This is a genomic window from Wohlfahrtiimonas sp. G9077, assembly GCF_002252155.1.
Classification (GTDB): domain Bacteria; phylum Pseudomonadota; class Gammaproteobacteria; order Cardiobacteriales; family Wohlfahrtiimonadaceae; genus Wohlfahrtiimonas.
Genome location: NZ_NEFD01000003.1, coordinates 170,040 through 193,428 on the forward strand (window position 1 = coordinate 170,040; position 23,389 = coordinate 193,428).

Sequence of the window (23,389 nt, forward strand, 5' to 3'; positions counted from 1 at the left end):
CTGCGATTAATTAAGGTTTGAATCTTAATTAAAATATTTATATATTACATGAACCGATTTAATTTAAATGAGGGTAAAAGTTATGAATAATATTAATAAAATTCTTTTAACAGCAGTATTAGGTACGGTCACTGCCGTTGGTGGTTCTATGGCATTAGCTGAATCAACCGGTGCTAAAGTTGAAAATGCCATCAAAGAAACTGCCGACAAAGTGGCAGATAAAACCGGTGAATTGACTGATAAAGCCGCAGATAAAGCGGAAGAATTAAAACAATCTGCGGATCAAAAAGCCGATGAAATCAAAAATTCAACAGGTGACAAAGCCGAAGATTTAAAAGAGAAAGCTGCAGATAAAGCGGAAGAAATTAAAGAAAAAGCCGCTGAAAAAGCTGATGAATTGAAAGATAAAGCAAAAGATGCGTGGGATGATACAAAAGATGCCACCAAAGATTTATCAAAAGACATCAACTCAAAGATTCAAAAAGATCTATAATTCACTCATGAATGGATCACAAAAGCCCGCTGATGTGGGCTTTTTTTATGGAGTCAAAGCATGAGCCAGCAAAAAACAACAGTCTTTTATAATCGCGATTATCAGGTGCGCCATGAATGGTTGTGGTCAAAATACAATCGACAACTCGACAAAGTTGGGACGCTGCGCATTACGTTGATTCATCCGACAGCCCTTGATATGCCAACGCGGATTGAGGCTTGGTTATCCCATATTGGTGCAACGCAAGATGGCGACAACACTTATTATATGGGCGGTTGCGGCTTGGCCATTGTGTCTCGTTCGCCGCAGGTGATGATTTTAGAATTGTGTTCTGGCGGGCAGGACATTTTAGATGCCTTAGAATGGTATGCACAAACCTTAAGCGAACAGGTGATCGAGCCGGATGAAGCCATCTTAACGCGTTGGGAAGAATTGCCATTGTACGATTAATCTAAAGACGCTAATATTCTGAACATTGATGGAATTTAGCGCATTAAAAGGAAAGGATGATGGCAGAGACATTACAAAACTATTGGGATCAAGTGGGGCAGCAAGCAAGGGCGGCAAGCCGCGATTTATTGCGTGCTTCCACCGCAGAGAAGAACCGCGCCTTACAATTGATTCATGATGAAATCATGGCGCACATTGACCAAATCATGGTGGAGAATCAAAAAGATTGCGATGCTGCGCGAGCCAATGGCTTAACAGAAGCCTTTATTGATCGCCTATTGCTGGATGATGCTCGCATTCGCAGCATGGCCAGCGGCGTGTTGGACATGATCGCATTGCCAGATCCTGTGGGTGAAGTCACCGATGTGAAACCGCGTCCTTCTGGCATTATGGTGGGTAAAATGCGCGTACCCCTTGGTGTGATTGGCATTATTTATGAGTCACGCCCTAATGTGACGATCGATGCGGCAGCATTGTGTTTAAAATCGGGCAATGCGGCGATTTTGCGTGGTGGCAGTGATGCGTTTTACACCAATCAATATTTGGCCACATTATTGAGCCAAGCATTGGCGGATACAGCATTGTCAGAGCATTCAGTGCAGATCGTTGCGACGAAAGATCGCAATGTGGTGGATTTGATGGTCACTGCGAAAGCTTACATTGATGTGATCATTCCACGTGGCGGGAATTCATTGGTGGCGCGCATTAATGATCAAGCGACGGTGCCGGTCATTAAGCATTTAGATGGCATTTGCCACACATTTGTCGATGAGTTTGCCAACATCGAGTTGGCCGTTAAAGTGGTGGATAATGCAAAAACACAGCGTTATGCGCCGTGTAATGCCTTGGAAACGCTGCTTGTGCATGAAAAAGTGGCCGCTGAATTTTTACCAAAAATCGCATCGATTTTCACCACAAAAATGGTGGAAATGCGCGTGTGTGATCACGCTTATGAGGTTTTATCGGCTGACTTTGAGGTGAGGCATGCCACAGAAAGCGATTGGCGCACAGAATATTTAGCCCCGATTGTTGCCATTAAAGTGGTGAAAGATTTAGATGCGGCGATCACGCACATCAACCATTATGGATCTCATCACACCGATGTGATCATCAGTGAGCATTACACGCACACCACAACATTCTTACGCTTGGTGGATTCCGCTTGTGTGATGGTCAATGCGTCATCGCGTTTTTGTGATGGTTTTGAGTTTGGATTGGGCGCTGAAATCGGCATTTCTACCGATAAAATCCATGCGCGTGGACCGGTGGGTTTAGAAGGATTGACCTCACAAAAATATGTTGTGTTAGGGCATGGCGAAATCCGATCATAGTTCTGTGCGATTTAAAGTGAATCGATGGGCATAAAATGGTAGAATGGCCTGATTTTTTTATTCATGAAGGAGTGAATCAATGAAAGAGCAAACTTTAGAATTGATCCGTCAACAAGTGACGGAAAACCCTGTTGTGATCTACATGAAAGGCACACCACAGTTCCCAATGTGCGGTTTCTCTAGTCGCGCAGCGCAAGCATTGGCAAGCACAGGCTTACCCTTTGCTGCGGTAAATATTTTTGATGATGAAAATATTTACAACTACTTGCCATTTTATGAAGATTGGCCAACTTTCCCACAAATTTACATCGGCGGCGAATTGATCGGCGGATGTGACATCACTTTAGAGTTGTATGAAAGTGGGGAATTAAAAGAATTAATGAAAAAAGCCATCGATGCTGCGGCACAATAATCATTAATGAAAAGTCCCAAACTCTGGGACTTTTTACTGTAGATTGGTCAAAATTTGGAGATACATATGAAAGTCGTTGAAGTTAAACACCCATTGGTGGCCCATAAATTGGGTTTGTTGCGTAAAAAGGAGATCAGTACAGCCGAGTTTCGTCGTTTGTCTTCTGAAATCGCAATGTCATTACTTTACGAAGCCACAAAAGATTTAGAAACCGAAATGGTGACCATCGATGGTTGGGCAGGTAAGGTTGAAGTTGAGCGTTTAAAAGGTCGCAAAGTGACATTGGTGCCAATTTTACGTGCGGGCATCGGCATGCTCGATGGCGCATTGGATTTAGTGCCAGGCGCACGCGTATCTGTGGTGGGCTTTGAGCGTGATGAAGAGACATTAGAAGCACGTCCTTACTATGCAAAATTAACCTCATTTATGGAAGAGCGCACCGCCGTGATTTTAGACCCAATGCTTGCCACAGGTGGCACATTGATCGCAACGCTTGATCTTTTAAAAGAAAAAGGTTGTACTAAAATCAAAGGCATTTTCTTAGTGTGTGCCCCAGAAGGCTTAGAAGCTGTGAAGGCAAAACACCCTGACATCGAAATTTACACAGCATCGATTGACGATGGTTTAAATGAAGATGCGTACATTCTTCCAGGTTTAGGGGATGCAGGCGACAAAATTTTTGGTACAGTAATGCCAGAATAAATTAAAAATAAAGGATTCGAATGAAGGTCAAAGCAATAGTCGTTACAGTATTTTCTTTATGTGCAGCAGCGAGCCATGCTTTTGCTTTGTCGTCGCAAGAGATTGCGGCCTTTGCACAGGGCAAATCCTTCATTCAAAATCGCAATGTTCAAGGGTATCAACAATCGCTCAACGCCCTAAAGGGCACGACGGTTGCCCCTTACCTTGAATATTATTATGTGCAACAAAACTTAAAATCACTCCCGAAAGAAACGGTGCTTGCCTTCATTGAGCGCACACCGAACGCCTTATTCAATGCATCATTGAGCCAAGACTTTTATCGTTATGAGCTTGAGCAAAAAAATTATGCCTTCATTGAGCAATCCCTAAAACAGACACAAAGCCAGTTTTTACGCTGTATTTATGATGATGCCATTTTAAAAACGCACCCCAAAGACTTTGATGCCGCGCGCTTTCAAAGTTATTGGGTCAAAGTGGCAACGCCATTATCAAGCTGTTTGCCGGTCGAAAAAGTGTGGCTTGATCAATATGCACCCAAAACTGTGGTGGATCAAAAAATCAATGAGCTGATTGCCAATTTAAACATTGGGCGCGCAAAAACCTTATTGCCTTATGTGCCAAGTGATAAACGTGCGTATTATCAATCCATGATCAATGTGATTGACAATCCTGCCGGGCAGTTGATGACGCAAAAGCAATACTATAAAGATTCCACGCGCTTTTATACATTGGCAGTGCAGCAATGGGGCAAAAGTGACTCCACAAATGCCTTAAAAGGGCTTGAGTTTGTGCGCAAAAATCAGTTGGTCACAGCCAGTGAATACACAAAATTACGCAATTTATTAACGGTGTTCCAAGCAGGGCGCAAAGATGCGATCGATCCTTTAGGACGCATTGAAGCGATTGCTAAAAATGAGCAAACTGATGATGTGAAAATCAGCGGTTTTAAATTGAGCGCACAAGCCGGGCAATGTAAAAATGCCCTCGATTATTTAGAGCGTTTATCGCCAAAAGCCAAAGAAGATGCCACATGGACTTATTGGCAAGGGCGCATGCATCAATGTTTAGGGCAGCAAGCGAAGGCCAATGAGCTTTATAAAACAATTGCTACCCAAACCAGCTTTTATGGTTTTTTAGCCGCCGATGAATTAAAGCAGCCTTACTCTGTGCTCGCATCATTGGTGCGCCGCAAAGCAGATCCTGTTGCGCCGTTAACCGATGCCAATTTTAAATTGGGTTTGGATTTAATGGCGGTGGATGAGCGCAATTTTGCCCATCAAGCTTGGTTCCAAGGTTTACGCACGGCATCCCAACCACAGAAAAATTCCGCAAGCTTTGTCGCCTATGAAAAAGGCTTTTATGATTTAGGCATTCGCGCAGCTGTCGCTGCAAAGCAGCCGGGCGCACTGCACATTCGTTATCCGATGGGTTACGGCAAAGATGTGAAGCAATCGGCAAAGCGCTATGGTTATCCACCTGAATTGTTGTGGGGGCTCATTCGTCAAGAGAGTCTCTTTCAACCGGATGCTAAATCTCATGCCAATGCGTATGGTTTGATGCAGCTCCTCATTCCAACGGCGGAAAAAATGGCTGCAAAACTCGGTGAAAAACGTGGCAGTTTGTATGATCCTGTCTACAACATCCGTTATGGCACCGCTTATTTAAATGATGTCAGTGGCGTTGTTGGCCAACATTGGCCCTATATTTTAGCAAGCTACAATGCAGGTCCGCATAAAGTGGTCAAATGGATTGATCCACCAATGGCGGATGTGGCATTGTGGATAGAGTCGATCCCGTACCGTGAAACTCGTGGTTATGTGAAGAGTATTTTAGAAAATGTGGTGATTTATCATTACCAAGCAGGCAATCAAAAAGTGCGCATCAGTGATTATCTCAATCGCTTTTATCCTCAATAATTGGACGCCGTATGTTTTATAAAATTATTTTTACCCTCATTGTGATCATTGGCTTTGTATTTTTGATGCGAAGAAGTCACACACCAAAACCTGAGCCATTGCCACAACACAATCCAAATATTCCCAATGCCTTTCGCACAAAAACCAGCGCCTTGAACATGCAAGAGCAGCAAGTGTTGTTATTGTTGCAGCAATTGGTCAGCGGCTCGCGTTTGCAGGTGTTTCCAAAGCCGCAATTGGCGACATTCATCAGCATTGATCCGCGCCTAGCGCCAGAAATTCAGCAGCAATTGAGTGCAGAATTAAAACAGATCACCTGCGACTTTATGTTGGTGGATCAACACAGTTTTTCTGCCGTGGCGGCCATCACTTTTGATCCGCCGGCGGGCTTACAAAAAATATTAAAAGATCTCAATGTCGATCTGATCGCGCTTCACAGCACGCAAACGTATGATGCACAAAAGCTGCATACATTTTTGGTGCATTACCTCTAATAATGATGCAAGTTCAGCAAATTCAGCCCACTGGCGTACCGATGCAGTTGCTAGGCATCTTTCGCTTGATCATGGCGGTGATTTTGTCATCGGTGTACATTTTAAGCGCGAGGGTTTCACCTGAGGCGCTGCCGATCTCCCAATATTTTCATTACATCTTATTGACGTATCTCGTCTTTTTGCTGATCTCGACCTTGATTTTAAAGCGTGTGCGTTATCAAACCACGCGTTATATTTTCTTCTTTGGGCTCTTGGATTTAGGCTTTATTTCGGCATTGTGTTACTTCACTGATGGCTTAGACAGCCCGCTGGTGATTTTACTGCTCATCTCCTTTATGGTGCATGGTGCCTTTTTGTCTCGCATTGGGGCATTATTATTGCTCAGTGTGTCGGTATGCATTCAATTGATGCTGTGGCTAAAGTTTGATTTTGACCCCAAAATTCCGGAGATGAGTTGGTATCAATTGATGGTATCGCAAGGCATTTTGCGCTTGATTGGGCAAAACTGCTTTGCCTTTGTGGCGCTGATTCTTACCAATTTATGGCTCCATAAATATGAAGCATCCCAACGTTTGGTGGCCGCTCAAAACGAGCAGCTTCGCAATGCGGCCATTTTGCATGAAGCGGTGGTGCAGCAATCGAAATCTGGGCTCATCGTCTTAAACTCTGAAGGCAAAGTGATTTTGGTGAACCAATACATCAAATCATGGTTTGGGGACATGGATCTTAAAAATAGCCATTTGATGGATTATCTACCAACATTAACAGAGCGCTTTTATCTTTGGAGTCAGCTCAAATTTTTAGATCCGTCTTTATTTGAATACAATGATCACAAATATTACATTGAGTTCAGTGAGATTGATCTGCCCACAGATCACTATTCGGTGATTCAAATTGAACCGATGGAAACCGTGAGCCGGCGCGCGCAACAAGAAAAATTGGTGGCGCTCGGGCATTTAACGGCGGCGATTGCTCATGAGATCAGAAATCCCATGGCATCGATTTATCAAGCCAGCCAACTGCTAGGGGAGCAGCAAAACCTGAACGCAGTGGAAAAGCGCCTGATTGACATGATCAATAACAATGTGCAGCGCGCCAATCGCATCATCAATGATGTTCTGGTGCTTGCTCGGAAAAATGAGGCAGAGCGCCAATACATTAAACTCGAAGGCTTTTTAAATGAACTGCTCGATGAGTTTTTTGTAGAGTTTCCCCATATGATCAATCACGTCACCCTCATCATCCATGAGGATGTGCAGCGGGTATTGTTTGATCTCTCTGTGCTGCGTCAAGTGGTGAATAATTTGATCACCAATGCCGTGATTCATTCCGGGATTGATCCGATGGCATTACAAATCACCCTTGAAGCGGAACAAAAGGGCAACACCACGATTTTATCCATTTACGATAATGGCGTGGGCGTTGATGAGAAAGGGCGCCTGCGTCTTTTTGAGCCGTTTTTTACCACTCATAAAAAGGGCACAGGCCTTGGGCTGTACATCACCAAAGAGCTCTGCGCCGCCAATGGCAGCATTGTGCAGTATGTGGATGATCAAAAAGGTCGCCATGGCTTTAGAATCGTCTTTGCGAAAGTTGTATAATGCTTAAATGAATGAATAATAATTGAAAGGATTTGAATGTATAAGGCGCTCATTATTGATGATGAAGAGAACATCTGCGAACTGATCTCCATGAGTTTTTTATCCATTGATATTGAATGTGTGGAAGCCTATTCAGTCTCAGATGCCATTGTGGCACTACAAAATGAAGCCTTTGATGTCTGTTTAACAGACCTAAAATTGCCCGATGGCTCAGGGTTTGATGTATTGCGCTACATTCAGGATAAAGTGCCGAATTTGCCGGTGGCGATGATGACAGCGCACGGCAATGTAGAAAGCGCCATCGAAGCCTTAAAGCTTGGGGCATTTGATTTCATCTCTAAACCTTTTGAGATCAATGCGCTGCGTAAATTGGCCCTCAATGCCGTGCAAACGCAAAAGATCCCGCAAGTGGCCTCTAAACATGGCTTGTATGGCGATTCTGTGGCGATGGTTTCCCTTCGCAATCAAATCCGCAAATTGGCACGCTCGCAATCGCCGATTTACATCACAGGGGAATCGGGCGTTGGTAAAGAGGTTGTGGCGCGCGCCATTCATGCAGAGAGCCCACGTTTTGATGGGCCATTCATTGCCGTTAACTGTGGCGCTTTGTCAGAGCATTTGGTGGAAAGTGAACTGTTTGGCCATAAAAAAGGGAGTTTTACCGGGGCAGATAAAGATAAAAAAGGGCTCTTTCAAGCGGCCGATGGTGGCACATTGCTACTCGATGAAATTGCCGATTTACCGCTCTCAATGCAGGTTAAATTACTGCGCGCCATTCAAGAGCGTGCCATTCGTCCGATTGGTGCCATGCATGAAATCCCCGTCAATGTGCGCATTTTATCCGCTTCCCATAAAAGTTTAGCAGCGCTTGTGGATGCCGGTGAATTTCGTCAGGATCTTTTTTATCGTTTAAATGTGATCTCATTACATGTGCCGCCATTGCGTGAGCGTCGGGGCGATGTGGCGATTTTGGTGAAAGTGATTTTAGAGCGCCTAAACCGTGACAATGGCCGCAATGTGACAATCACAGAAGGTGCATTGCGCCGTTTAGATCACTATGCATTTCCAGGCAATGTGCGTGAGCTTGAGAACATTTTAGAGCGCGCCTCGACGTTGTGTGATGGAGATGTGATCGAAGAAAAAGATTTATTGCTTAATTCAAACAATGAATTAGTATTAGTGAGTGAGGTGCAAAGTGCACCTTCGCCGATGATCAATGAACCTGTGAAAACCGGTGATCAGGAAGATCCTGTGATCCCCGATCACATCGATGACATTGAGGCGTATTTAGCCGCCGTTGAGCGTAAAATTCTCAAACGGGCATTGGCAGAAAATGACAGCAAAACAGAGGCGGCGAAACAGTTGGGCATCTCCTTTCGAACCTTTCGCTATCGATTAAAGAAACTCAACATAGAGGACGATGATTAATGAAAGCTGAAATCATCTCAGTGGGCACAGAATTACTGCTTGGGCAGTTGGTGGACACCAATTCGGTTTGGTTATCTCAACAGCTGAGCATGCTTGGTATCGACAGCCACTTTAAAACCACCGTGGGAGACAACGCCCACAACATTCAATCGGTGTTTGCATTGGCGACAGAACGGGCAGACATCATCATTGCCACCGGCGGCCTTGGCCCAACGCAAGATGACATCACTAAAGAGACATTGGCCACCACATTAGGTTTACCGCTTGTCTATGATGAAGATTTAGCCGAGATGATCCGTGAGAAGTTTGCGAGCCGCAACATCACGATGAGCGAGAACAATTATCGCCAAGCGCATTACCCACAAGGGTGCCAAATTTTAGAGAAATATCCTGGCACAGCCCCTGGCTTATACCTCAATCACGAGGGGAAACATTACTTTTTATTGCCAGGTGTGCCTTATGAAATGAAAGCGATTTTTGAAGCCTCCGTGGTGCCGATTTTGCGCCAGATTTCACCGGATAATCTCCGCATTTATACAGAAGTCCTCAAATTATGGGGTTTGCCAGAATCTCATGTCGCTGAGCGCTTATCGGATTTAGATGATCGCTTAGCTGAAATTGGCAACCCAAAACTGTCTTATTTAGCTTCCGGCATCAATGGCATCAGTGTGCGCATCTCTGCAAAAGCAGCCGATGAAAAAGCGGCACAAGCCATGATTGCACCGTATCAAAAAGAGGCAGAAGAGATTTTAGCGCCCTATATTTTTGGGCACAATCAACAAACGATGGAGCGCTGCATTTTAAAATTATGTGCTGCGCAAGATTTGACGCTTGGCTGCGTTGAATGGTTCACAGCCGGCATGATGGCCAGTCGCTTGACGGCCTATGGTGAAAATCTTGAGCCTTTTAAAGGCGGCATGGTATTGCGGGGTAAGTTTGATCAAGCGACGTTTGAAGCGGCTCAAGAAACATTGAATGTGGATATTGTCCTTGGCGTCAGTGAAAATTTCACAGAGAGCACCACCGTATATGAGTGTCAGCTCCATTTATGTGTGCGTGACCAATATTTTTCAAAAATTATTCAGATCCCAAAGCATCAAAGGGAAGAAGCGATGGCGTTTGCCGTCATCAATTGTTTTAACTTTTTAAAGAACCAACTACAGACAGTGGAAAAATGATGGAAGAAAAGCAAAAATTGCGCGTTGTGATGGCAGTTATTTGGAATGAAGCAATGGACGAAATCTTAATTTGTCAAAGACCTGACAATAAAAATTTTGGCGGATTGTGGGAATTTCCAGGTGGCAAGGTTGAGATGGGTGAAACAGACATCGAAACCTTAGATCGTGAGTTAGACGAAGAGATCGGCATCCTTGTCAATGATTTTGTGCATCGTGTCGATTTTACGCACGATTATGATGATAAAGTGATCGAGTTTGTGGTATATGATGTCTATAGCTTTGAAGGGGAACCTTACGGGCGCGAAAATCAAGTGATTCGCTGGACGAATGTGTCTGAATTGTCAGCCATTGAATTCCCACCGGCGGATGACATTTTAATTGATGAGATCAAACATGGTGTGATGCCAGAATGATCTAAAATTTAACCATGATAGAGGGTGTGTATGAAAAAGACGAAAATTGTATGTACGATTGGTCCTAAAACTGAGTCAGAAGCTGTGTTGTTAAAGCTTCTCGATGCAGGGATGAACGTTATGCGCCTCAATTTTTCTCACGGTAATTTTGATGAACATCGTGGACGCATTGAAAACTTGCGTGCCGTATGTGAAAAGCATCAGCGCAATGCTGCGATTTTGCTTGACACCAAAGGCCCTGAAATCCGCACCATTAAGTTAAAAGATGGTGAAGATGTTTCTTTAAAAGCCGGTCAAACCTTTACCTTAACAAGTGATCAAAGCGTGATTGGCGATGAAACGCGCGTCGCGGTGACTTATAACGGTTTAAGCAATGACTTAGCTGTGGGCAACATTGTGCTCATTGATGATGGCTTAATTGGCATGCGCGTTGTGGAAATTCGTGGTCAAGATGTGATCTGCGAAGTGCTCAACGATGGCGATTTAGGCGAAAATAAAGGTGTGAATTTACCAGGCGTGGTCACAAATTTACCGGCATTGGCAGAAAAAGATAAAGCAGATTTAATCTTTGGCTGTGAAATGGGTGTCGATTATGTGGCAGCTTCTTTCATTCGTAAGCGTTCGGATGTGGAAGAGATTCGTGCACACTTAAATGCTCATGGCGGGGAAGACATTTTAATCATCTCTAAAATTGAGAACCAAGAAGGTTTAACCAACTTTGATGAAATTTTAGAAGCATCCGATGGCATTATGGTGGCGCGCGGTGACTTAGGTGTGGAAATCCCTGTAGAAGAGGTAATTTTTGCACAAAAGATGATGATCGGAAAATGTGTGGCGGCGCGTAAAGTTGTCATCACTGCAACACAAATGTTGGATTCGATGATCAAAAACCCACGCCCAACGCGTGCAGAAGCCGGCGACGTTGCCAACGCCATTTTAGATGGCACAGATGCAGTGATGTTATCTGGGGAAACGGCCAAAGGTAAATTCCCTGTGGAAGCGGTGTCTATCATGGCGGCGATTTGTGAACGCACAGATGGCTCGATGGGCAGTCGCATGTCAGCGCCGCGTAAAAAAATGCGCGTGACTGAATCGGTGTGTTTAGGTGCCGTTGAGATGTCTGAAATGCTTGAATGCCCACTCATCGTAGTGGCAACGTACCAAGGGAAAACCGCGCGATCCATTCGTAAATATTTCCCAACGGCGCGCATTTTAGCCTTAACCACCAATGCAAAAACCGCCCGTCAATTGCAAATGGTCAAAGGCGTGACCACAAAAGTGGTGCCAGAGATTCGTTCAACGGATGACTTCTACCGCATTGGTAAAGAAGAAGCATTATTGAGTGGTTTGGCAAAACAAGATGATTTGGTGGTGATGGTTTCTGGTGCATTGGTACCAAGTGGTACCACGAATACCTCATCAGTTCATCGCTTATAGTGCTATAATTAAGCGTAAAAGCGAACAAAGATCGCTCTTCATACGAGGAGCGATTTTTTTATTCGCCTCAATTTAATGGAGGATTATTATGGCACTGTCCGAGAGAATGCTAGAACTCAGAGATGCACCGATTCGAAAACTCTTATGGAAATATGCACTGCCTGCCATCATCGGAAGCTCTGTCAGCGCCCTTTATAACATCATCACCCGTTACTTTATTGGCAATGCCGATTATCTGAATGATGATGCAATGAGCGCGATGGGCTTGGCTTTACCGATCATGACCATCATTGCTGCCTTTGGCATGTTGGTGGGTGCAGGGGCAGGGAGCCGCATCTCCATTTTCCTTGGTAATGGTGATTATGAAAAAGCCGAGCGCGTGGTCGGCACATCGCTGCTCTTGACGCTTGTCATCACTTTAACCATCTCGTTTATCTTCTTTTTTACGTTGACACCATTGGTGCACTTTTTAGGGGCCGATGAAGGCAGTTATCAGCACACCTATGATTTTTTAAAGTATTTTTTACCGGGGGCGATTTTCTCGAACCTCTGTTTTAGTTTTAATAACATGATGCGCGCATCGGGTTATCCAAAAAAAGCGATGTATACCATGTTATTGACCTTGGTGCTCAATGGCATTTTTGCGCCCATTTTTATCTATTGGCTCAAATGGGGCATGGAAGGCGCGGCGATCTCCATCATTTTATCGATGTTTATTGGCACGCTCTTTGTGATGCAGCATTTTGTCAATGGTCATTCGGTGTTGCAATTTAAGGCCAAATACATCCGTTTTGATGCACAGATCACCAAAGCAGTGCTCAGCATTGGGTTATCCCCATTTTTAATGAACATTGTGTCAAGCAGCATCATTTTCATCATCATTCAGCAAGTGCGCGTGTATGGCGGCTCTGTGGCGGTGGGCGCGTATACGATTGTTAATGTATTGTTGATGCTTGTTGTGCTTGTGTTGCTTGGCTTAACACAAGGGATGCAGCCGATTGTGGGCTATAGCTTTGGGGCAAAGGAGATTGCAAGGCTGCGTGAAGCTTTGCTTCAAACCATTAAAATTGGTGTGGGCATCGGCATTGTGGCGATGGTGATTGGCGTCTTTTTTCCAAAATGGGTGATCATGCCGTTTAATCCATCGCCGGCATTGTCGGCCGTTGCCATCGATGCCATTCGCGTGGTGACGATGCTGTTCCCTTTGGTGGGCTTTCAGATTGTGGTGACGATCTTTTTCCAAAGCATTGGCAAAGTGAAGCATTCCATCTTTTTAAGCTTAAGTCGTCAGATTCTCTTTTTGATTCCAGGCTTATTCATTTTGCCTCATTATTTTGGCATTGCGGGCGTTTGGTATGCGATTGTGGTGGCAGATTTGATCTCTACATGCACAGCAGCGCTCTTTTTATGGATACAAGTCAGGGCATTCAATCGTTATTTAAAAGGCAATGCATAACGTTATATTTAACAAAATATAACGAAAATTAACGATACTTGAATCGCAATCGGCGATGAACTCCCTTGGACTGATCAGCCTAATAATCATACAGGATGGATCATCATGAAAAAAGTTATGGCTGTTGCGGTTGCAAGTGTGTTTCTTGTGGCATGTTCTGAGAAAAATGAAGCCTATTATTTAGATAATATTGGTAAAGCTGAGCAAAAAATGGAAAGCTGCAACGAAGCTGCCCGTAAAGCATTCATGAGTGGTAAAACCTCTGAACTTGATCGTTTAAATAAAGATGCTGAGTGTAATGCGGCAAATAGCGCCATCAAAACACATAAACGCATGCAATATGAGTTAGAGAAAAAGCAAGCCGAAGAGCGCCATGCACAGGCAGTGAAAACTGCGCGTGATGCGATTAAGGAAACCTTAAAAGATCAAGCATGGCAAAAACAAATTGCCGCTTATTTAGGCTCAGAATGTGTCAATGCTTTCTCTTTTAACAAAACACCTGAATGTACGGCATGGGATGAAGTGTATGAATCCGCCGTCACACAAGGTAAAGCGCAAATGCAAAGTGTGACATATTTAGACCTTAAAGGTGAAGAGAAAACCTATTGCGGGGAAGATAAACGCCCAAAATCTGCATGCACAGTTTGGCAAAATGTGGTGGGGGAGAAAGCCACAGAAGTGTTGCAACCAATGGATATTTTTGAGCTTTATACGAAAAAAGGTGATTTTTGTCATGCCGAAGGCTATGACGCAAGCAGCAGTTGTAAAGCGTGGGAAGGATTGTACCGTGAGCGCTCACAAGCTTTGACGCAACACTTTGTGAATGATTTTGATGCCTTTAAAACGGCTTATAATCAATGTTATGTGAAGATGCAAGCCGTGCGTGATTTAGGCTTATCCTATTTTGATCAAGATAAACAATTTAAACCCATTTTATACAGCGTGCCATGTGCACAGGTGAATCAAGCATATCGTGATCGCCGCTTAGGTTACAGTGATTTTAAAGCACCGATTGAATGATGAAAAAGCCCGCAATGCGGGCTTTTTAAATGGATTATAAACCTTTTGTTTTCATGGATTGTTTTACCTCTTCCACAGAAACAGCTTTGCCTTGATTGCCCCAACTTGTGCGAATGAATGTCACGACATCTGCAATGTCTTGTTCATTTAAACGTGTCCCTAATTCATCTGGCATCACATAAGTAGTCACCGCATGTTTTGTGCCATGAAGTGTACTGCCATGGGAGATGATTTTAATGAGAGACAATGGGCTAGGATCTTGCACGGCAGGATTGCCCGCCAATGCAGGAAAAACTTCAGCATAACCTAGGCCATCTGTTCTATGGCAAGCTGCGCAAGAGTCTAAATAAACGCTCGCACCACGCGCAGAATCATCCCCTGCTGCCAATGCTTCATGAGTGGCTTCATCATAAACATATGGTGGATTTTGTGGATTTACAGGTGGCAAAGTTTTGAGATATTTCGCCATCGCCGTAATATCTTCTTTTGTGGCATATTGCAGAGAATTGTTCACAACTTCGCGCATGCCACCAAAAACAGCATTGTGTTCACTGCGTCCTGTCCAAAGGAGCATGGCTAAATCTTCTGCACTGATGCGCCCTAAACCTGTAATGTCATCGCCGCGTAAATTAATGGGCATCCAACCATCGACAGGCTCATTGCTGCCGCTTAAAAAGTGTGGGTTAGACTCATTATAACCTTCTTCATTCAGTGCCAACCCTCGTGGTGTATGGCAGCTGCTGCAATGACCTAAACCTTGCACAAGATAGGCACCGCGCGAAATTTCAGGATCTTTATAGGATGCATCATCAAATGGCACAGGCGTAGGTGAGTAGAGTATGCGCCACGCGGTCAATGGCCAGCGCATAGAGAGTGGCCAAGAGATATTTTCTGAGTGATTGGCGATGGCTTCAGGTTTTACACCATGCATGAAATAAGCATATAAAGCCTCGATATCTTCTTGTTTAATGATGGAATAATCGGGATAGGGCATCGCTGGATAGAGGGACTTGCCATCTTTACGCACACCATAACGCACCGCATTGTCAAAATCTTGTAGAGTATAGCTGCCGATGCCATCTTTAACATCAGGTGTAATATTCGGCGAATAAATGGTACCGATTGGTAAATTAAATGCAAGCCCACCTGCAAATGGATGCTTTGGATCACTCGTGTGGCAGGATGTACAATCCCCTAAGCGTGCAAGGTATTCCCCTTTGTCAATTAAGGCTTGAGAGGGCTCATTCACATTTTTGGGCATGTCAGATGTTGGGCCATTATAAACATTGAGGCCGATCACACCTAAAACACCTAAACCAATGATGGTCATTAATGTGCGAGAAATAATTGTTTTAGTTTTCATGATCGCCCCTTATTTAACGAGTGGACCAGGATTTTTTAGATAACGCTCTTTAATTTCTTCAACTGAATGATACGTAAGCGCACCGATTAAACCTGTAGGGTTATAAGACATGTTCTGTGGGAAAGCACATGCACCATATACAAAAAGATTCGGAACATCCCAAGATTGTAAATATTTATTCACAACACTATTACTTGGGGAATCACCAGTAATGGCACCACCTGTAATGTGAGTAGATTGATAAACACGTGTATCCCAATTACCTAAAGTTTTACTAATTGTGTAGGATTCTACGCCTTCCATTGCCTGACAAATTTTTTCTAATTGCTTGGCAATATAGTCTCCTTGGCGGTATTCATTGTCATGCCAATTAAAAGTCATGCGTGCAAGTGGAATCCCCCAAATATCTTTATAAGTGGGGTCGAGATCAATATAAGCATCTTTATACGACATGACAGAACCTTCTGCATCCATGCCTATTAGACGTTGATAACCATCTTTTTTACCTTGCTTCCAACCTTTGCCCCATTTAGGTGTACCAGGTGCAGAACCAACTTGTGCAATCGGTCGACCACCGGCATTTGCTGCAGTGATATAAGCACCACCAATAAAATTACCTTCTCTATGATCGAAATGTAAACCATTAAAGTCATCAATAACAGTGCCCGCAGCGCCTGCACCAATGAATGGATTATTTTGCGCACCTTCTTTCATGTATACAGTGGCGCTTGTATAGTATTGATACGCAAAATTTTTGCCCACAACACCTTCACCAGTGTGCGGATTATAAGGTTTTCCAATATTAGAGACCAATAAAAGTTTGACGTTATGGACTTGGAAAGCACAGAGTAAAACTAAGTCAGCTGGTTGAAAAACAAGCTGACCTTCACCATTAACATAGGTCACACCTGTAGCAATATCACCCTGATCATTGGTATTGACTTTAATTACTTCACATTGTGTACGTAACTCAAAATTTGGGCTTGGCATTAAAGCAGGTAAAATAGTGGTTTGTGGGCTGGCTTTAGAGTACATATAACAACCAAAGTCCTCACAGTAACCACAGTAGTTACAAGGACCTAAGCGAACGCCATATGGATTGGTATAGGGCTTAGAGGCATTTGATGCAGGCAATGGAAATGGATGTAGCCCAATTTTCTTTGTGGCTTTCTCAAAAACTTGGCCACTGAAAAGAGTTTTAAGGGGAGGATTTGGATAATTACCACTTCTTGGTGCATCGTAGGGGTTGCCGCCTGGAATGATTTTGCCATTGATGTTGCCAGCTTGCCCAGAAGTACCGCACACATTTTCGAACATGGTAAAGTGTGGCTCTAACTCTTCATAGGAAACAGGATAATCCTGAATGGTCATGTCTTCGGGAATGAAATCAGCTCCATATTTTTCTGTATACATGGTACGAATTTTTAAATCTTCAGGTAGAGCTCGCCATGTCATACCATTCCAATGGAAGCCGCAGCCACCGACATTGGTACCTAAATAAAAGGAGCCCAGTTCCCGATAAGGAACAGCAGTATCCTTTAGATTATAGCGAATGGTCACCGTATTATTTTTCATGCGTTGAAAGAGTTTAAATCGTTGAACATAAGCCAATTCATCTGCAACACTTGGATAAGGTGCAGCAGTCGCAGTTGTACGATGATCACCGCGTTCTAAAGCAACAACGTCTAAGCCGATGTCAGTGAGCTCTTTTGATACAATTGCACCTGTCCAGCCAAGACCAACCACCACAACATCTTTTTTTGGCATCACTTTTTCAGGGTTTTTATTTAGCATAGTTTTTAACCTCTCTTGCCAGCAATATCAACAGGACCATAAGGATAGACAGCCCCAGGTTTATCAACGAAATCCATAAAATCAGCACGCGCGCCTGGAAAGCCTACTAATTTCCAGCCGATCATATTTTTATTGCCGCCATATTTTGGATCAGATAGAAACCCTTCTTGTGTATTTTTCCATAAGAGATTGAAAAATGTGGTGGACGATGAAATGCCTTTTAGTGGAATTTTTCCATTTTCCATGGCATGCATCATCTCAATTTTTAGATCATCACTTAACGCATGAAACGGTTGCTGATGTTTTTCAATAACATATGCATCAATCTGCGCAATGGCATGGCGATACAATTCATTTGGCGCATATTGCTCTTGATAGCCCAATGTTGGCAGTGCATCAATATGGTAAGGCGGATGCATATAAAAGAGCTCGCCTTTCCCAAATTCTGTGAGCATTTGACGATCAATAAACTCAGGCACGCCCGCCTCTAATGCACCGCCGCCCAGTTCATCAGCGGGAATGAGCTGATCTGTAATGGCATTGATGAATGCCCACTCATCAGAATTAAAATATTGTGGTTGGTACGTGGCATTTTTCTGACTTTGTGCCAGTGCGATCGTTGGCACAAAGCAAAGTGTAGATGTGGCAATGGAAGTTTGAATGAACTTCCGACGAGATGGATCATATTTTTTCATCAGCATTCTCCATAAGCACAGTGGTTAATTTTATAAATAATTATTAATTAATATTTTATTGTAGTTTATCAAAAATAATTATTTTAATTAATGATTTTTTTATAGTTATAAAATTGATAAATATCAAGTTTGTTATGGGATAGGGTGTGAATCAAAAGCCCGCAATGCGGGCTTTTTTTAATCTTAAGCTTTCGTGATGCGGGCAGGGATGCCTTGGCGCACCACAGCGCCGGTTGCCCAATCAAGCCACGGCGCCGGAATGGGGCGACTTGGATCTTGGATCGCTAAATCATTGAGGTTGAGGCCGCTGCCCACATGGCGATTAAAATAGAGCGGTTCGCCATCAATGTAGTGCGCGCGGGCGCCCATATCGCGGTGACCATAACCATGTTCAATGGCAATCACACCCGGCATCACGCCATCGAGTACCATGATTTGCGCCTCTTTTCGACCGGAGGGCGATTCGATGAAGACAGAATCACCGTTGGTAATGTTCAGCAAATCTGCATCCACTTGACTGATGGCCACAATGTTGGTGGGTTTGATCATGCGCATGCGAAGGTTAGAGCCTGCCGTGCTGCTAATCAGGTTGGACTTAAATGAGGTGAGTAAAAATGGCCATTGATCTTTACGATAATGGCTGCGCATGTCCGAGCCATCCATAAAGCGCGCAGGATAATAGGTTGGGCAACCGCTGTAACGCTCACCATTGGTGCTGTGCGTGTGTACGCTGACATTTTCATTCCACAATTGCATCGTCATGGGCCATTTTTTACGAAGGTGATCACCATCCCAACCGGTGTCAAAATGGTTGGTTCGCCCACCGCGTGCATACACATAGGCCACTTTGGCTTGTTCTTCTGGTTTCAGCACGGCTTGAATCTTTGGCAAAATGCGCGTCACGCCCGTCAGCACAAGGTCAGATTCTGTTGCATTGTTCACGGGTGCATCATCAAAGGCCACATTTGCGGCGGCGCGCAAATAATAATCCTCAGGGCGTTTGAATGGATAATGAATGGATGGATCTTTGGCATCCTGAATCGCTTCATCACCAAAACCTGGTAAATTCATGCGCTCGCCAATGGCGATGAAAAAGCTCTCCATGCAGATGGGATCGCCATTGACGGTTTTCTCAACACGCGGTTCCACCACCGGCCAACGCGCCGTTGTGGCTTTAAAGGGTACGCCGCCCCAAGGCGCGGTAAAGCCCCAGCTTTCAAAGTTATGCGTATCTGGCACGATGTAATCGGCAAAGGCGGTGGTTTCATTGATGAATGCATCCACAGCGACAAAGAGCGGCAACACTTTTGGATCGGCCAATTGCTTGCCCAATAATTGCCTGAAGCCTGCAATGCCGTACACCGGATTGGTCATGTGGCTGATCCATGCTTTTAATGGATAAGGATCTTGGGCAAGGGCAGAGATCAACACTTCAGAGCTTTGTCCGCCGGCAAATGGATACCAAGGGCGCTTGGCAGGATATGGATTTTTACCGGCTTTGATGAGTGCTTTATAATCCGTGGAGGTTTCATACGGCTTTTTCGCGCGGGCAAGCAGCATCCCTTTTGGTTGCACCATGCCTTTAAAATTGACTAGGTTATAACGTGGTCCGGGTGCGTACTCTTTAAATTTACCGCCATTGACCAACAAACCGCCTTTGTGATTCATATTGCCAATCAACACATTGAGCGCCATGACAGACCAAGCATTGTAAAAACCATTGCCGCTCATCATACCGCCATGCGTAATGACTGCCGCTTTTCTGCCGTGACTTGTGAATTTTTTGGCCAATGCTTCAATGGTTGCAACGGGCACGCCGCATAAGTCACTATATTCTTCTAAAGTGTAGCGATGGGCCGATTCTGTCAATAAGGTAAAGCTTGATTTGACAAGTGGCGTGCTGCCATCTTTTAAACGAACCGGCGCTTCGACATAAAGGCGGCCGGTGAGACAATCATCGGCTTTCATTAAAGCATTGCTTGCCTCATCCATCACCAACAATGCACTCTCTAAACGTGGGCCATCCATTTCGGTGATGTCCCATTCGCGCAAAAATTGGCCATACAAAGGATGCGATTCATCACTGATCACAAGATGCGTCGCATTGGAAACACTCACTTCTTGATGGTGCGCCATGCCGGCTTTGCCCGGTGTTTGAAGATAGGTTGCGTTGTACCATTGTTGATCGATGATCACGCGCATCAACGCCATGGCCATCGCGGAATCTGTCCCCGGTAAAATGGGAATCCAGCGGTTGTCATCCACCGCCAATGTATTGGTGAGTTGAAGATTGGGCGCGATCACCACATAAGAGAATTCTTCAGGCGTTTTGGTGCGGGCTTTGGCCAATAAGCGGCCTTGGCGTTTGAATGGATTGCCCGATTGCGCAGGCGATGTGCCCATAAACAGGGCAAATTCAATGTGATCAAAATCTGGTTTGGCATGGGCATTTTTTTGCATGTCATCCATGACGGCGCCAGAACCTAAACGGTATGCGAGCCCGCAATAGGAGCCATGCTGTGCAAAGTTTTTACTGCCAAATGAGTTAAAGGTAAAGCGTTTTGCAAGCTCTTCGCGTCCTTCATTGCCGGCATCGGTGACCAAAAGCTGATTGGCTTTCGGGCCATATTCCGGGAAATTGGGGTCAATTGGCGTCTCTAAATCTCGAATGGCACGTAAACCCTCCACATGACCTTCGCCAAAAAGATCACCGCCTTCCACCACTTCTTTGACCAATTGCTCAAAGGAGATGCGTTGCCATTTGCCTTCGCCGCGTTTGCCGACGCGTTTTAATGGCGTTAAAACGCGGTAAGGACTTGTTAAACCTTCGCCCATCGCCGCGCCACGTGCACACGCTGTTGAGCGATCATTGATGCCGGACTCGCCGCCTAAGCGCACCCAAGCCTCTTCAATGGGTAGATCATAAGGGTAATGTTCATCATGGGATAATGGGCTATAAGGATTGCCACAAATGCGTAAAACCTCATTTTTCCCTTGATCCACGCGCACACGCACGCCGCACACTGTCCAGCAGCCAAAGCATTGCGTATTGGACATCACTTGTCCCGGCGTTTGGGTGAAGTGTCCATCTTTAATCACACCTTCCACTGTTAAGGCATTGCCAAAAATGCGGTTGTCCGTGGGCTCAGCTGAGGTGCCTTTGATCATGCCCACCGCCATGTTTTTAGCGGTATTGCTATAACCTGCAATGAATGCACCAACACCGCCTGCGGCTGCGAGGCCTTTGAGAAGATTGCGACGTTTTTTGTTGGTTTTATCCATGATGTGCTCCTTTAAACGTAAACCAGCGATCGTTGAGTAGGCTCCAAACGGTGATCAAAAGGGTGATCCATAAGCCAAAGGTGGAGATGATGCCAAGGGCACCATCAAATCCCCATGAGAGATGGTAAGGATTGATGAAAATATTGTATTTTGGCAACGTTTGCGCTTGCATAAGGATCGCCCAGCGAATCGTCCATGCCAACGATAAACTCATGAGGGAGAGCAACAAATAGAGATAAGGGGAGAGCGTACGTTTGCTTGTCCATGTCAACAGTGTAAAGAGCATTAAAGAAACCCAATACACCACCAACCCTAAACCAATGGTGAACCAAACGCTGCCTTGTTCGGGCAAGGCGCGAAAAGCTGCCCCCGCTGGCGACTCGGACAAACCCCACCCCACCAATGTCACGAGTACGCCAGAGAGCGCAATGAGCTGGATGTGCGTTAAACACGCAGCGTTTTCTGTGATGTTTGCAAAACGTTGCCAAGTTTTCACCAGCATCGGCAAGGTTTGCAAAGCCGTAAAAAAGAGCACCCATGGCAGCCACGGCGTGTGCCAAATGGCTTGGGCTTGCACGATGTTCACCTCTTTACCGGTGTAGAGCAAAATGCCAAAGGCAAAAAGGGCAAGGCAAATGCCCGTCCATGGTAAGATTTTGCTTTCGTTAAAGTTAAACCAATGAAGCGCTCTGAACCATTTAAAGAGCTTGTCAGGATCAGTATTTTCACGCAGCACCAGTAAAAATTGTGCCAATAAGAAGATCACAAAAAATGGCACAATGATGGCACCAATCCACATCCATGACCATGGTGTAAAGGAGAGATAAAAGTTTAGAATGCGCCCGGGTTGATGAAGGTCAGCGCTCAAAGCAATCGGGCCCACAATGCCGGTTGTGACGGCAATGGCCAATGTGATGAGTTCTGCACTTTGGTATTGTCCGCGGTGAAATAATCGTAAATACACCGCAAGCAAGGCGCCAGTTGCGGCAATGCCAATGAAGAAAAAGTATTGCACCGCCCATGGGAGCCATGCCAATTCTTGGGGATGAGTCAACAATTCACGGATCATAATTTCACCTCCTGCCAGAGCATCGCTTGACCGTGGACATTACGCGTAAAGGCTTCATCGAGCCCGATGTAAAAGACTTGAGGAATCGTGCCTTGTTCGGGTTTGAGCACTTTAATCTCATCTTTGAATGTATTGAGTATTTGACTGATCTCGCTGTCAGGATCTTTCATATCCCCGATGATGCGCGCACCGCCCACACAAGATTCCACACAGCCTGGCAACAATCCTGCCTCTAAACGATGGACGCAAAAGGTGCATTTATCCGCCGTGCCCGTTTCATGGTTAATGAAGCGCGCTTCATAAGGGCAAGCTTGTACGCAGTAAGCACAGCCAACGCAGCGTTTATTGTCCACAACCACAATGCCATCTTTACGCTGAAAGGTGGCTTGAACAGGGCAGACAGGCACACATGGCGGATTGTCACAATGATTACACAAACGCGGTAAAACCACATTGGTGGCTTCTTGATGATGCTCATTGATCACTTGATATTGGCGCACTGTGGTGCGAAATTGCCCAGGCGGCATTTGATTTTCTACAGAACAGCTCACTGTGCACGCTTGGCAGCCGATGCAGCGCCTTAAATCGATGATCATGCCATAGCGTTTTGTGCCATCACCTTCGCGGCGATCCGGTGCCATCAAAGCTTGGGCTTGCGTTAAGCTCATGACTGTTGCGCCTGCTGTGATGGTGGCGAGTTGTTTTAAAAGATCTCGACGATTCAAATTCATAAACCTCATCCTTTTTATTTGTGATTTCCCAAAAAACCACTAGAATCATGTGAATATCATCGAGGTTTTTGCATATTCTCTCTATTGTGGGAAACCACATTCAGGGGCAAAGATTGATCTGTGG

General features: G+C 44.8%; 20 protein-coding genes. 14 read left to right on the forward strand and 6 right to left on the reverse strand.

The features are described from left to right. Window positions 1-82: 82 nt before the first annotated feature. The 14 genes from B9T20_RS05615 (at window position 83) to B9T20_RS05680 (ending at window position 14,331) form a co-directional block, all read left to right on the forward strand. Window positions 83-493 (forward strand): YtxH domain-containing protein, encoded by a 411-nt coding sequence (locus B9T20_RS05615; RefSeq protein WP_094490185.1) that lies wholly within the window; start codon window positions 83-85, stop codon window positions 491-493. 60 nt (window positions 494-553) lie between these two features. Continuing rightward, window positions 554-943, forward strand: coding sequence for a hypothetical protein (locus B9T20_RS05620; RefSeq protein WP_094490186.1), 390 nt, complete (start codon window positions 554-556; stop codon window positions 941-943). A 59-nt stretch (window positions 944-1,002) separates the two neighbouring features. Beyond that, the gene (locus B9T20_RS05625; protein WP_094490187.1) at window positions 1,003-2,274 is read left to right on the forward strand and encodes a glutamate-5-semialdehyde dehydrogenase; all 1,272 of its coding nucleotides are present in this window, start codon (window positions 1,003-1,005) and stop codon (window positions 2,272-2,274) included. 79 nt (window positions 2,275-2,353) lie between these two features. Then, window positions 2,354-2,686, forward strand: coding sequence for a Grx4 family monothiol glutaredoxin (gene grxD / locus B9T20_RS05630; RefSeq protein ID WP_018121782.1), 333 nt, complete (start codon window positions 2,354-2,356; stop codon window positions 2,684-2,686). A gap of 66 nt (window positions 2,687-2,752) precedes the next feature. After that, complete coding sequence (upp, locus tag B9T20_RS05635) at window positions 2,753-3,388, forward strand: uracil phosphoribosyltransferase (RefSeq protein WP_094490188.1); 636 nt, start codon at window positions 2,753-2,755, stop codon at window positions 3,386-3,388. Between the two features lie 20 nt (window positions 3,389-3,408). Continuing rightward, complete coding sequence (locus B9T20_RS05640) at window positions 3,409-5,304, forward strand: lytic transglycosylase domain-containing protein (protein ID WP_094490189.1); 1,896 nt, start codon at window positions 3,409-3,411, stop codon at window positions 5,302-5,304. Window positions 5,305-5,315: 11 nt separating this feature from the next. Continuing rightward, on the forward strand, window positions 5,316-5,798 hold the full coding sequence (locus tag B9T20_RS05645; RefSeq protein ID WP_094490190.1) for a DUF2726 domain-containing protein: 483 nt from the start codon (window positions 5,316-5,318) through the stop codon (window positions 5,796-5,798). A gap of 2 nt (window positions 5,799-5,800) precedes the next feature. After that, window positions 5,801-7,399 carry a PAS domain-containing sensor histidine kinase gene (locus tag B9T20_RS05650; RefSeq protein ID WP_094490191.1) on the forward strand — a complete coding sequence of 533 codons (1,599 nt, stop codon included), beginning with the start codon at window positions 5,801-5,803 and terminating at the stop codon, window positions 7,397-7,399. 36 nt (window positions 7,400-7,435) lie between these two features. Continuing rightward, complete coding sequence (locus B9T20_RS05655; protein ID WP_094490192.1) at window positions 7,436-8,827, forward strand: sigma-54 dependent transcriptional regulator; 1,392 nt, start codon at window positions 7,436-7,438, stop codon at window positions 8,825-8,827. After that, on the forward strand, window positions 8,827-10,005 hold the full coding sequence (locus B9T20_RS05660; protein WP_094490193.1) for a CinA family nicotinamide mononucleotide deamidase-related protein: 1,179 nt from the start codon (window positions 8,827-8,829) through the stop codon (window positions 10,003-10,005). Before B9T20_RS05655 ends, B9T20_RS05660 begins: the two co-directional genes overlap by 1 nt. Then, window positions 10,005-10,418 carry an 8-oxo-dGTP diphosphatase MutT gene (gene mutT, locus B9T20_RS05665; protein ID WP_018121788.1) on the forward strand — a complete coding sequence of 138 codons (414 nt, stop codon included), beginning with the start codon at window positions 10,005-10,007 and terminating at the stop codon, window positions 10,416-10,418. The genes B9T20_RS05660 and mutT overlap by 1 nt, the downstream gene beginning before the upstream one ends. 30 nt (window positions 10,419-10,448) lie before the next feature. After that, on the forward strand, window positions 10,449-11,855 hold the full coding sequence (gene pykF, locus B9T20_RS05670; protein WP_094490194.1) for a pyruvate kinase PykF: 1,407 nt from the start codon (window positions 10,449-10,451) through the stop codon (window positions 11,853-11,855). An 88-nt stretch (window positions 11,856-11,943) separates the two neighbouring features. Beyond that, entirely contained in the window at window positions 11,944-13,311 is a 1,368-nt protein-coding gene (locus tag B9T20_RS05675) for an MATE family efflux transporter (RefSeq protein WP_094490195.1), read from the forward strand. 105 nt (window positions 13,312-13,416) lie between these two features. Further along, window positions 13,417-14,331, forward strand: coding sequence for a hypothetical protein (locus B9T20_RS05680; RefSeq protein ID WP_094490196.1), 915 nt, complete (start codon window positions 13,417-13,419; stop codon window positions 14,329-14,331). Between the two features lie 34 nt (window positions 14,332-14,365). Here the strand turns inward: B9T20_RS05680 and B9T20_RS05685 are convergent, their stop codons facing one another. The 6 genes from B9T20_RS05685 to ttrB form a co-directional block, all read right to left on the reverse strand. Next, the gene (locus tag B9T20_RS05685; RefSeq protein ID WP_094490197.1) at window positions 14,366-15,694 is read right to left on the reverse strand and encodes a cytochrome c; all 1,329 of its coding nucleotides are present in this window, start codon (window positions 15,692-15,694) and stop codon (window positions 14,366-14,368) included. Between the two features lie 9 nt (window positions 15,695-15,703). After that, the gene (locus B9T20_RS05690; protein ID WP_094490198.1) at window positions 15,704-17,488 is read right to left on the reverse strand and encodes a GMC family oxidoreductase; all 1,785 of its coding nucleotides are present in this window, start codon (window positions 17,486-17,488) and stop codon (window positions 15,704-15,706) included. 5 nt (window positions 17,489-17,493) lie between these two features. Then, the gene (locus tag B9T20_RS05695; RefSeq protein WP_158520526.1) at window positions 17,494-18,183 is read right to left on the reverse strand and encodes a gluconate 2-dehydrogenase subunit 3 family protein; all 690 of its coding nucleotides are present in this window, start codon (window positions 18,181-18,183) and stop codon (window positions 17,494-17,496) included. Window positions 18,184-18,366: 183 nt separating this feature from the next. After that, window positions 18,367-21,465, reverse strand: coding sequence for a molybdopterin-dependent oxidoreductase (locus B9T20_RS05700; RefSeq protein WP_094490200.1), 3,099 nt, complete (start codon window positions 21,463-21,465; stop codon window positions 18,367-18,369). Further along, a complete protein-coding gene (gene nrfD / locus B9T20_RS05705) occupies window positions 21,458-22,534 on the reverse strand; it encodes an NrfD/PsrC family molybdoenzyme membrane anchor subunit (RefSeq protein ID WP_094490201.1) in 1,077 nt (358 codons plus the stop codon). The genes B9T20_RS05700 and nrfD overlap by 8 nt, the downstream gene beginning before the upstream one ends. Further along, on the reverse strand, window positions 22,531-23,265 hold the full coding sequence (ttrB, locus tag B9T20_RS05710) for a tetrathionate reductase subunit TtrB (RefSeq protein ID WP_094490202.1): 735 nt from the start codon (window positions 23,263-23,265) through the stop codon (window positions 22,531-22,533). The genes nrfD and ttrB overlap by 4 nt, the downstream gene beginning before the upstream one ends. Window positions 23,266-23,389 lie beyond the last annotated feature (124 nt).

Excerpts from the sequence above, each read along its gene's own strand:
- B9T20_RS05615 (WP_094490185.1), top strand. The coding sequence starts at position 83 with ATGAATAATATTAATAAAATTCTTTTAACAGCAGTATTAGGTACGGTC.
- B9T20_RS05620 (WP_094490186.1), top strand. The coding sequence starts at position 554 with ATGAGCCAGCAAAAAACAACAGTCTTTTATAATCGCGATTATCAGGTG.
- B9T20_RS05625 (WP_094490187.1), top strand. The coding sequence starts at position 1,003 with ATGGCAGAGACATTACAAAACTATTGGGATCAAGTGGGGCAGCAAGCA.
- grxD (WP_018121782.1), top strand. The coding sequence starts at position 2,354 with ATGAAAGAGCAAACTTTAGAATTGATCCGTCAACAAGTGACGGAAAAC.
- upp (WP_094490188.1), top strand. The coding sequence starts at position 2,753 with ATGAAAGTCGTTGAAGTTAAACACCCATTGGTGGCCCATAAATTGGGT.
- B9T20_RS05640 (WP_094490189.1), top strand. The coding sequence starts at position 3,409 with ATGAAGGTCAAAGCAATAGTCGTTACAGTATTTTCTTTATGTGCAGCA.
- B9T20_RS05645 (WP_094490190.1), top strand. The coding sequence starts at position 5,316 with ATGTTTTATAAAATTATTTTTACCCTCATTGTGATCATTGGCTTTGTA.
- B9T20_RS05650 (WP_094490191.1), top strand. The coding sequence starts at position 5,801 with ATGATGCAAGTTCAGCAAATTCAGCCCACTGGCGTACCGATGCAGTTG.
- B9T20_RS05655 (WP_094490192.1), top strand. The coding sequence starts at position 7,436 with ATGTATAAGGCGCTCATTATTGATGATGAAGAGAACATCTGCGAACTG.
- B9T20_RS05660 (WP_094490193.1), top strand. The coding sequence starts at position 8,827 with ATGAAAGCTGAAATCATCTCAGTGGGCACAGAATTACTGCTTGGGCAG.
- mutT (WP_018121788.1), top strand. The coding sequence starts at position 10,005 with ATGGAAGAAAAGCAAAAATTGCGCGTTGTGATGGCAGTTATTTGGAAT.
- pykF (WP_094490194.1), top strand. The coding sequence starts at position 10,449 with ATGAAAAAGACGAAAATTGTATGTACGATTGGTCCTAAAACTGAGTCA.
- B9T20_RS05675 (WP_094490195.1), top strand. The coding sequence starts at position 11,944 with ATGGCACTGTCCGAGAGAATGCTAGAACTCAGAGATGCACCGATTCGA.
- B9T20_RS05680 (WP_094490196.1), top strand. The coding sequence starts at position 13,417 with ATGAAAAAAGTTATGGCTGTTGCGGTTGCAAGTGTGTTTCTTGTGGCA.
- B9T20_RS05685 (WP_094490197.1), bottom strand. The coding sequence starts at position 15,694 with ATGAAAACTAAAACAATTATTTCTCGCACATTAATGACCATCATTGGT.
- B9T20_RS05690 (WP_094490198.1), bottom strand. The coding sequence starts at position 17,488 with ATGCTAAATAAAAACCCTGAAAAAGTGATGCCAAAAAAAGATGTTGTG.
- B9T20_RS05695 (WP_158520526.1), bottom strand. The coding sequence starts at position 18,183 with ATGAAAAAATATGATCCATCTCGTCGGAAGTTCATTCAAACTTCCATT.
- B9T20_RS05700 (WP_094490200.1), bottom strand. The coding sequence starts at position 21,465 with ATGGATAAAACCAACAAAAAACGTCGCAATCTTCTCAAAGGCCTCGCA.
- nrfD (WP_094490201.1), bottom strand. The coding sequence starts at position 22,534 with ATGATCCGTGAATTGTTGACTCATCCCCAAGAATTGGCATGGCTCCCA.
- ttrB (WP_094490202.1), bottom strand. The coding sequence starts at position 23,265 with ATGAATTTGAATCGTCGAGATCTTTTAAAACAACTCGCCACCATCACA.